We start from the raw sequence: 8,029 nt of genomic DNA, 5'->3' as shown, positions 1-8,029 counted from the left end.
ATGCAAGTAGGTGCGTGTATCAACTAGTTAGCACTCACCCTAAAAGACCGACACGACCGACAATAAATGAACCGAAAAATGAAAGACAAAATGCCAAACATTTGCTTTTGCCCCAACGCTCCCAAGCCCACCCACCACCCGATAAGAGGACAAAGGACAGTTTAAAGGCAATTTTTGAATTTAACAGGATTATAAAAAGTAACTTTACAACCCAATTAAAGAATTAAATTTTAAGACAATATAATGGCAAAAATAGCAAAGACAGAACAAGAAGAACCACTAGAGAAAAAACTCTGGAAAGCTGCCGACAAGCTCCGTAAAAATATGGATGCTGCGGAATACAAACACGTTGCTTTAGGTTTAATCTTCTTGAAATATATATCAGACGCATTTGAAGAACAATATCAAAAATTAGTTGCTCAAAAAAGTGAAGGTGCTGACCCCGAAGACAAAAACGAGTATGTAGCGGAGAAAGTGTTTTTTGTTCCTGCAACGGCTCGTTGGTCATACATACAAGGCAGAGCAACACAACCTACTATTGGCAAAGACATTGATGATGCAATGGATGCTATTGAAAAAGACAACCCTTCTTTGCGTGGTGTTTTACCAAAAGTCTTTGCACAGGAAAAATTGGACAAAACGAGTTTAGGCGGTCTTGTTAACCTTGTAGGTTCTGCAACTATAGGGACAAAGGAAGCACAAAGCAAAGATATTTTAGGTCAAGTTTTTGAATACTTCTTAGGTGAATTTGCCTTAGCAGAAGGCAAGAAAGGCGGACAGTTTTACACTCCGCAAAGTGTAGTGAAATTATTAGTAGAAATGCTTGAACCTTACGAAGGACGAGTATTTGACCCTTGTTGTGGTAGCGGTGGAATGTTTGTGCAAAGTGAGAAGTTCATTAATAAACATCAAGACTATTACAAGAAAAAAGGAAAAGCAGGTTTAAGTTTAAATCCAGTAGACCGAATTTCCATTTACGGGCAAGAGAGCAATCAAACAACTTGGCGATTGGCAAAAATGAATTTGTCTATTCGTGGCATTGACAGCAGTAATGTAAAATGGAACAACGAAGGTTCTTTTTTAAATAATGCCCACAAAGATTTAAAAGCAGATTATATAATTGCCAATCCACCGTTTAACGATAGTGATTGGAGTGGTGAATTATTGCGTGATGATGCAAGATGGAAAGTGCTTGGCGAAAAGCTAACACCACCCACAGGAAATGCAAACTATGCTTGGATTCAACATTTCCTATATCATTTAGCACCCACAGGTCAAGCAGGATTTGTTTTATCTAAAGGTTCCCTAACAAGCAATACAACAGGCGAAGGAGATATCAGAAAAGCACTGGTTGAAAAAGGACTAGTTGACTGTATTGTTAATCTACCGACTAAATTATTTTTGAATACACAGATTCCCGCTTGCTTATGGTTTTTGTCAAGAAACAAAACAAATGGAGGTTTTAGAAATCGTGAAAATGAAATTTTGTTTATTGATGCCCGAAACCTTGGTTTTTTAGTAAACAAAAGAAACCGAGACTTAACTGATGAAGATGTTGACTTGATTGCTGGAACTTACCACAATTGGCGAAATAAAGAAGGAAATTATGAAGATGTAGCTGGTTTTTGTAAATCAGCAACTATTGAAGAAGTTAAGAAATTAAACTACACGCTAACCCCAGGCAGATATGTTGGCTTAGCAGATGAAGAAGACGACTTCAATTTTGAAGAACGATTTTTATTCTTGAAAGCAGAATTGGAAAAACAGATTGCGGAAGAAGAAGAACTCAACAAAGCTATAATATCTAATCTTTCTAAAATCAAAATTGCAGAATGAGTGAGTGGAAAGAATATAATCTAAATGAAGTGTATGACTTTGCTTCGGGACTTTCAAAAGGAGCTTCTGAATTTGGTTTTGGACACGGATTTCTTGGCTTTAAAGATGTGTTTCATAACTTTTTTGCTCCTGATGAACTTACCAGTTTAGTTAACTCAACAGAAAAAGAACAGGAAAGTTGCTCCATAAAAAGAGGTGATGTTTTTCTGACAAGAACAAGCGAAACAGATGAAGATTTGGGAATGAGTTGTGTGGCTTTGAAAGATTACCCTAAAGCAACTTTCAATGGATTTACAAAAAGATTGAGACCAAAAGGCAATGTTGAAATTCTACCCGAATATGCAGGCTTTTATTTTCGTTCTCCTAGGTTTAGGGCTTCCGTCTCTGGAATGTCATCTATTACAACAAGGGCGAGTTTGAATAACTCAATGCTTGCAGATTTGAAAATACCTGTTCCTTCAATAAATGAGCAAAAGGCTATCTCGGAAACCTTAATGGCTCTCCATAAAAAAATTGAATTGCTTGAAAGACAAATTAATACTTTAGAAAAACTAGGAGGGACTTTATTTAGGCAATGGTTTGTAGATGAAGCAAGAGCTGATTGGGAGATAAAACAATTAGATGAGTTTTTCCCTGTAATCACAGGAAAAAGGGATGCAAACTTCGCTACCGAAAATGGCAAATATCCATTTTTTACTTGTTCTCAAAAGTCCTTTAAATGTGATAGTTACTCATTTGATGGCCATTCAATATTATTAGCAGGTAACGGAGATTTTAGCGTAAAAAGGTATAAAGGTAAGTTTGATGCCTACCAAAGAACCTATGTATTAATTCCAAAGGAAGAAAAATATGTAGGATTCTTGTTTTATCTAATGCAATACTTTTTAAATGATATCACAATGGGTGCACAAGGTTCAGTGATAAGTTTTCTTACTAAAGGAATGATTACTGATTATAAGTTTCCATTCCCTAAAAATGATTATGATGAAAAACTAATAAAGATTAATTCTCTAAATAATAAAATTGATGCAAACGTGCATCAAATAGAAAATTTGACAAAGCTTAGAAATTCGATTTCACCCAAAATATTTAATAAACAAATTTTCGTTAACTATGAATAGAATAATAGCCCTTAAAGGCAGAGGAAATTCAGGAAAGACAACCACTATTAATATGTTGCCAAGTATTTTATTGGCAAACGGCTACAGCCGTGTTGCAGGAATGTATCAAAAACACGGTGGGGACTTTTTAGATGTATTTGAGAACGGCAAACACAGAGTTGGTGTAACAAGCTCAGGGGACACTTATGATTTGGTTCACGATAGATTGACGGATTTGATTAATGCAAAATGTGATGTTTGTGTTTGTGCTTGCAGAACTTCAGGAGGCACTCATACTGCTATCTATAATTTTACTGGCTATACTTCACACTTTGAGCAAAAAACTTACGCTCCTACTCCTGCACAAGAACCAATTGTAAATGCGGCTGATGCCAACAAATTATTTTCGTTGATTTAATGCAAAGACTAAAATCCATATTATCCAAACACAGTAATTGGGAACCTTACAATGAATACATTGTAAGGATTGAGGGTTTCGCTTCTACAGATTTCACCTTGTGTATTGAAAATGCTAAAGCATTACTTGAAGGCATTTCAAAAGAGGTTTGTGTAAAGAAAGGTGTAGCCTTGGATAAAAATTCAAAAATGAGCGGATTGCTAAAAACTGCCTTCAAATCTTTAGGTTATCCTTCTACATCTACGATTTTACAAATAGGTACAGCCATTGCAAACGTGGGGCAACAAATGGGCAATTTCAGAAATGAAATTGGAACAACCGCACACGGTAAAACCATTGAAGAACTACAGAAACGACAAAGTTCAATTCACGATTTAACTGGTAATTTCCTGATTGAAGCAACTTCAATTGTTTGTTGTTTTTTGATTGAAGCATTTGAAACAGACCAACCATTAAAAGTAATTGAAGATGAAATTGATTATGATGAAAACGAAAGTTTCAATGATTTTTGGGATGAGCAATATGGTGAGTTTGAAATGGGCGATTATTCATTTTTTGCTAGTGAGGTATTGTTTAGTAATGACCCTAAAGCGTATAAGAATGAATTAAGAGCGTTTAATCTAATTCCTAAAGACGAGAGTAATAATATAGAATTATGATGAAATACCTATATCAACTTTTTTTAGCATTTAACTCAACGTGGTTGATAGTTGTGGTATTTCTTGTAAAGGAAAAATACCGTTTTAATTTCTTGAATGATTATTGCATTTATTATTCTTGGATATTGTTTGTGTTAACCCCAATAATATTAACTGCTTTAAGTTTCTTGGTTGCAATAAAATTGCCCAAGGATAGCTTAAAAAATAGTTCAGTAAGAGAAATTGAATTGGCTAACAATAACTTCCTACCAACCTATTTAGGCTACTTTTTTGTTTCACTTGGTGTAAATGATGTTCCTACTTTAATAGTAGTATTTCTAATTATTTATGTTTTTACTTTCCTGTCTCAAACATTGTACTTCAATCCTATTTTTTTACTTTTTGGGTATCATTTTTATTTCATAAAAACATCAGGTAATGTGAAAATATTTTTAATTACGAGAAAGCAATTAAAAACACCTGGAGAGATTGGGTTTGAAAAACTAAGAAGGATTAACAACTACACATTCATTGATTTATAAAACTTAAAATATGGCAAATTATATATATGGCAAAGTGAAAAGAAAGCAGAATATTTTCAGAGTGATTGAGACTGAATCTGAAATTTATGAAACAGCAGATTTAGTGCTAACTGGCGTTGATTATAATCCTGCAACTCTAATTGAAGATGAAGAACTTTATCAAATAACAAATTTTTCAGAATCAGAATTTGTATTAGATTTTCTTCAAGGGGATTTAGATTCTGTCAATTACGACCAAATTACCAATGAAGACTTAAAAAAGTTATCCTTCATCTGTACCGTACAAGGGAATCTTTATTTTTTTCAGGTTATAAACTCTAGTTTTTTCATTAGTAAAAAATGGTTTTCAATTGATGAATTGACACTTGAAACCAATAGACCTATAATAACAATAAATCCATTTGCAGATGCAATTTACAATAAGGATAATGACACGCTATATTTCAAAAAATTAGCATCTGCTCAAAAAATATTTAAAGGAATGGATCAGTTATATCGTGCTGCTACAGATGCTGAAACACAAAATTTCTTAGAAAATGACTTCCTTGAAGTTGATGAAAACTTTCAAACTGGAAATGTTACTATACCAAACAGGAAAAGAATTGCTTTAGTCAATGAAACATTAAGTAATTTTTCAGAAGATGAAAAGCAAGCAATATATAATTACACAAATCAATACGGTCAAGTAACATATGAGAATGGCAAGTTTAAAATAGAATCAGATAATGATTTGAAATTTGTATTGTGGGGCATAGAGCAACGCTTTTACACAACTCCAATTGGGGGAGATAAAAGAGTTGCAAATTCAATTATTAGCATTTAAGAATTAATGAAACCAATTACTGAAGATAAAATAGAAACTTTTGCTTTAGAAGTGCTACAATCTATGGGTTGGGAGTATGTTCACGGCTTGGCTATTGCTCCCGGTGCAGAACAATCAGAAAGAGAAAATTTTGAGCAAATTGTTTTAATTGAGCGTTTACGAAAATCGGTTTCTGTTTTAAATCCCACCATTCCGCAAGATGCACAGGAACAAGCTATACAGAAAGTATTACGAATATACTCTCCTGAATTACTGCACAACAACGAAATATTTCATCAGCTATTAGTAGAAAAAGTAAAAATACCTTATCAGCAAGACGGATTTGAAAGAAGTTATGAGGTGGCATTGATTGATTTTGAAAATCTTTTGAACAATGAATTTTTGTGTATCAACCAATACACCATTGTTGAGAACAACCAAAACAAAAGACCTGATGTATTGCTGTTTGTAAATGGTTTGCCTTTAGTGGTTATTGAACTTAAAAATGCAGCAGATGAAAATGCTACAATGCGGAAAGCCTTTGACCAAATACAAACTTACAAAGCCACGATTCCAAGTTTGTTTACTTACAATGCAATTTGCGTAATATCTGACGGAATGGAATGTAAGGCAGGAAGTGTTTCAGCAAGTTTCAGCCGTTTTATGACTTGGAAAACAGCAGACGGCAAAAAAGAAGCATCCCGATTTGTTCCACAATTGGAAATATTACTCAAAGGAATGTTGAACCCTTCTACTCTTTTAGATTTGGTTCGCAATTTCGTTGTATTTGAAAAAAGTAAAAAAGAAGATGCAAAAACGGGAATCACTCAAATTGAAACCGTTAAGAAATTAGCGGCTTATCATCAATATTACGCAGTTAATAGAGCAGTGCAATCTTCCATTATAGCATCAGGAACAAACGGAGATAAAAGAGGCGGTGTTGTTTGGCATACACAAGGTTCAGGCAAAAGTTTGAGTATGGTATTTTATTCGGGCAAACTGATAACAGCACCCGAAATGCAAAACCCAACCATTTTAGTCATTACCGACCGTAATGATTTGGACGACCAATTGTTTGACACTTTTGCCAATTCTAAACAGTTACTAAGGCAGGAGCCTGTACAAGCAAAAGACAGAGAACATTTGAAGGAATTGCTAAAAGTGGCAAGTGGTGGAATTGTGTTTGCTACCATTCAAAAATTTTTACCCGAAGACCAAAAATCGGTTTACGAGCAACTTTCTGAACGTAGAAACATTGTTGTAATAGCAGATGAAGCCCACAGAACACAATACGGCTTTGAAGCATCCATAAAAGAAGTAAAAGACAAGGAAACCAAAGAAAAAATTGGAGAGCGTATTGCTTATGGCTTCGCCAAATATATGCGTGATGCTTTGCCAAACGCTACTTATATAGGTTTTACAGGAACGCCCATTGAAGGCGCAGATGTAAATACTCCGCAAGTTTTCGGTCAGTATGTAGATGTGTATGATATTTCACAAGCCGTTGCTGATGGAGCAACAGTTCGAATATATTACGAAAGCCGTTTAGCAAAAGTAAATTTAGATGAAGAAGGCAAACGATTGATTGAAGAATTTGATGCGGAGTTGGAACAAGACGAAGAAATCACAGACCAACAAAAGGCAAAAGCCAAATACACCAAATTGGAAGCGATTGTTGGAAACGAAGAACGCATCAAAAATTTAGCGAAAGACATTGTAAACCATTCTGAACAACGCCAAAAAGTGTTTGATGGCAAAGGGATGATTGTAGCAATGAGCCGAAGAATTGCAGCCAATTTATACAAAGAAATTATCGCTCTAAGACCAGAATGGCACAATAACGATTTAAACAAAGGAGTTATTAAAGTTATAATGACTTCAACAAGTGCTGATGGTCCTGAAATGCAACGCCACAATACCACAAAACAACAGCGTAAGAATTTAGCAGAAAGAATGAAAGACCCTGCCGACCCTTTGCGTTTGGTGATTGTTCGTGATATGTGGTTGACTGGTTTTGATGCACCTTGTTTGCATACCCTTTACATTGACAAACCAATGAGGGGTCATAATTTAATGCAAGCTATTGCGAGGGTAAACCGTGTTTTCAAAGACAAGCCAGGCGGTTTAGTTGTTGATTATTTAGGAATAGCAACAGACCTTAAAAAAGCGTTGTCTTTTTATTCAGATGCAGGAGGTAAAGGCGACCCAACTTTAGATTTAGAAAAGGCAATTGAATTGATGAATGAAAAATATGAAGTCGTTCAACAATTCTTTAACGAAGAAGCCAAAACACAAAAAGACATTGTAGCAGAAGAACCCGAAGCCTATTATGCCAACAGTTTTAAATTTAATTACAAGCGTTTTTTCAATGTAGAAGCCAACGAAAAAATGTCTATCATTCTACAATCAGAAGAACATATTTTAGGATTAGAAGATGGGAAAGCGAGATTCATAAGAGAAGTAACCTTGTTAAGTCAAGCCTTTGCATTATCAATTCCGCATCCAAGAGCAATGGAAATAAAAGACGACATTGCGTTTTTCCAAGCCGTGAAAGCTCGACTTGTAAAATTTGAAGGTACTGGAGGCGGTAAATCGGACATTGAAATTGAAACAGCTATCAAACAGATAGTTGATGAAGCGATAAGTTCAGACAAAGTAATGGATATTTTTGAAGCTGCTGGTATGGAAAAACC

General features: G+C 34.9%; 7 protein-coding genes. All 7 read left to right on the top strand.

All coding sequences use genetic code 11. The annotated features are described in order from the left end of the window. The first annotated feature begins 243 nt into the window (after window positions 1–243). Window positions 244–1,836 carry a class I SAM-dependent DNA methyltransferase gene (locus QZ824_RS09740; protein WP_291275830.1) on the top strand — a complete coding sequence of 531 codons (1,593 nt, stop codon included), beginning with the start codon at window positions 244–246 and terminating at the stop codon, window positions 1,834–1,836. Beyond that, window positions 1,833–2,957, top strand: a complete 1,125-nt coding sequence (locus QZ824_RS09735; protein ID WP_291275829.1) for a restriction endonuclease subunit S — start codon at window positions 1,833–1,835, stop codon at window positions 2,955–2,957. The genes QZ824_RS09740 and QZ824_RS09735 overlap by 4 nt, the downstream gene beginning before the upstream one ends. Further along, entirely contained in the window at window positions 2,950–3,354 is a 405-nt protein-coding gene (locus QZ824_RS09730; protein WP_291275828.1) for a hypothetical protein, read from the top strand. Before QZ824_RS09735 ends, QZ824_RS09730 begins: the two co-directional genes overlap by 8 nt. Beyond that, window positions 3,354–4,013, top strand: coding sequence for an abortive infection family protein (locus QZ824_RS09725; RefSeq protein WP_291275827.1), 660 nt, complete (start codon window positions 3,354–3,356; stop codon window positions 4,011–4,013). Before QZ824_RS09730 ends, QZ824_RS09725 begins: the two co-directional genes overlap by 1 nt. Continuing rightward, on the top strand, window positions 4,010–4,534 hold the full coding sequence (locus QZ824_RS09720; protein ID WP_291275826.1) for a hypothetical protein: 525 nt from the start codon (window positions 4,010–4,012) through the stop codon (window positions 4,532–4,534). The genes QZ824_RS09725 and QZ824_RS09720 overlap by 4 nt, the downstream gene beginning before the upstream one ends. 10 nt (window positions 4,535–4,544) lie before the next feature. Further along, window positions 4,545–5,357 carry a hypothetical protein gene (locus tag QZ824_RS09715; RefSeq protein WP_291275825.1) on the top strand — a complete coding sequence of 271 codons (813 nt, stop codon included), beginning with the start codon at window positions 4,545–4,547 and terminating at the stop codon, window positions 5,355–5,357. A 6-nt stretch (window positions 5,358–5,363) separates the two neighbouring features. Next, window positions 5,364–8,029 (top strand): type I restriction endonuclease subunit R (locus QZ824_RS09710; protein ID WP_291275824.1); only part of this gene is annotated, 2,666 nt, incomplete at its 3' end.

Origin of the sequence: Flavobacterium sp. (assembly GCF_021151785.1) — a bacterium.
Classification (GTDB): Bacteria; Bacteroidota; Bacteroidia; order Flavobacteriales; family Flavobacteriaceae; genus Flavobacterium.
Note: the sequence above shows the minus strand (reverse complement) of the source record. Positions and strands in the feature narration are given on the sequence as shown.

Excerpts from the sequence above, each read along its gene's own strand:
- QZ824_RS09720 (WP_291275826.1), top strand. The coding sequence starts at position 4,010 with ATGATGAAATACCTATATCAACTTTTTTTAGCATTTAACTCAACGTGG.
- QZ824_RS09735 (WP_291275829.1), top strand. The coding sequence starts at position 1,833 with ATGAGTGAGTGGAAAGAATATAATCTAAATGAAGTGTATGACTTTGCT.
- QZ824_RS09740 (WP_291275830.1), top strand. The coding sequence starts at position 244 with ATGGCAAAAATAGCAAAGACAGAACAAGAAGAACCACTAGAGAAAAAA.
- QZ824_RS09725 (WP_291275827.1), top strand. The coding sequence starts at position 3,354 with ATGCAAAGACTAAAATCCATATTATCCAAACACAGTAATTGGGAACCT.
- QZ824_RS09730 (WP_291275828.1), top strand. The coding sequence starts at position 2,950 with ATGAATAGAATAATAGCCCTTAAAGGCAGAGGAAATTCAGGAAAGACA.
- QZ824_RS09715 (WP_291275825.1), top strand. The coding sequence starts at position 4,545 with ATGGCAAATTATATATATGGCAAAGTGAAAAGAAAGCAGAATATTTTC.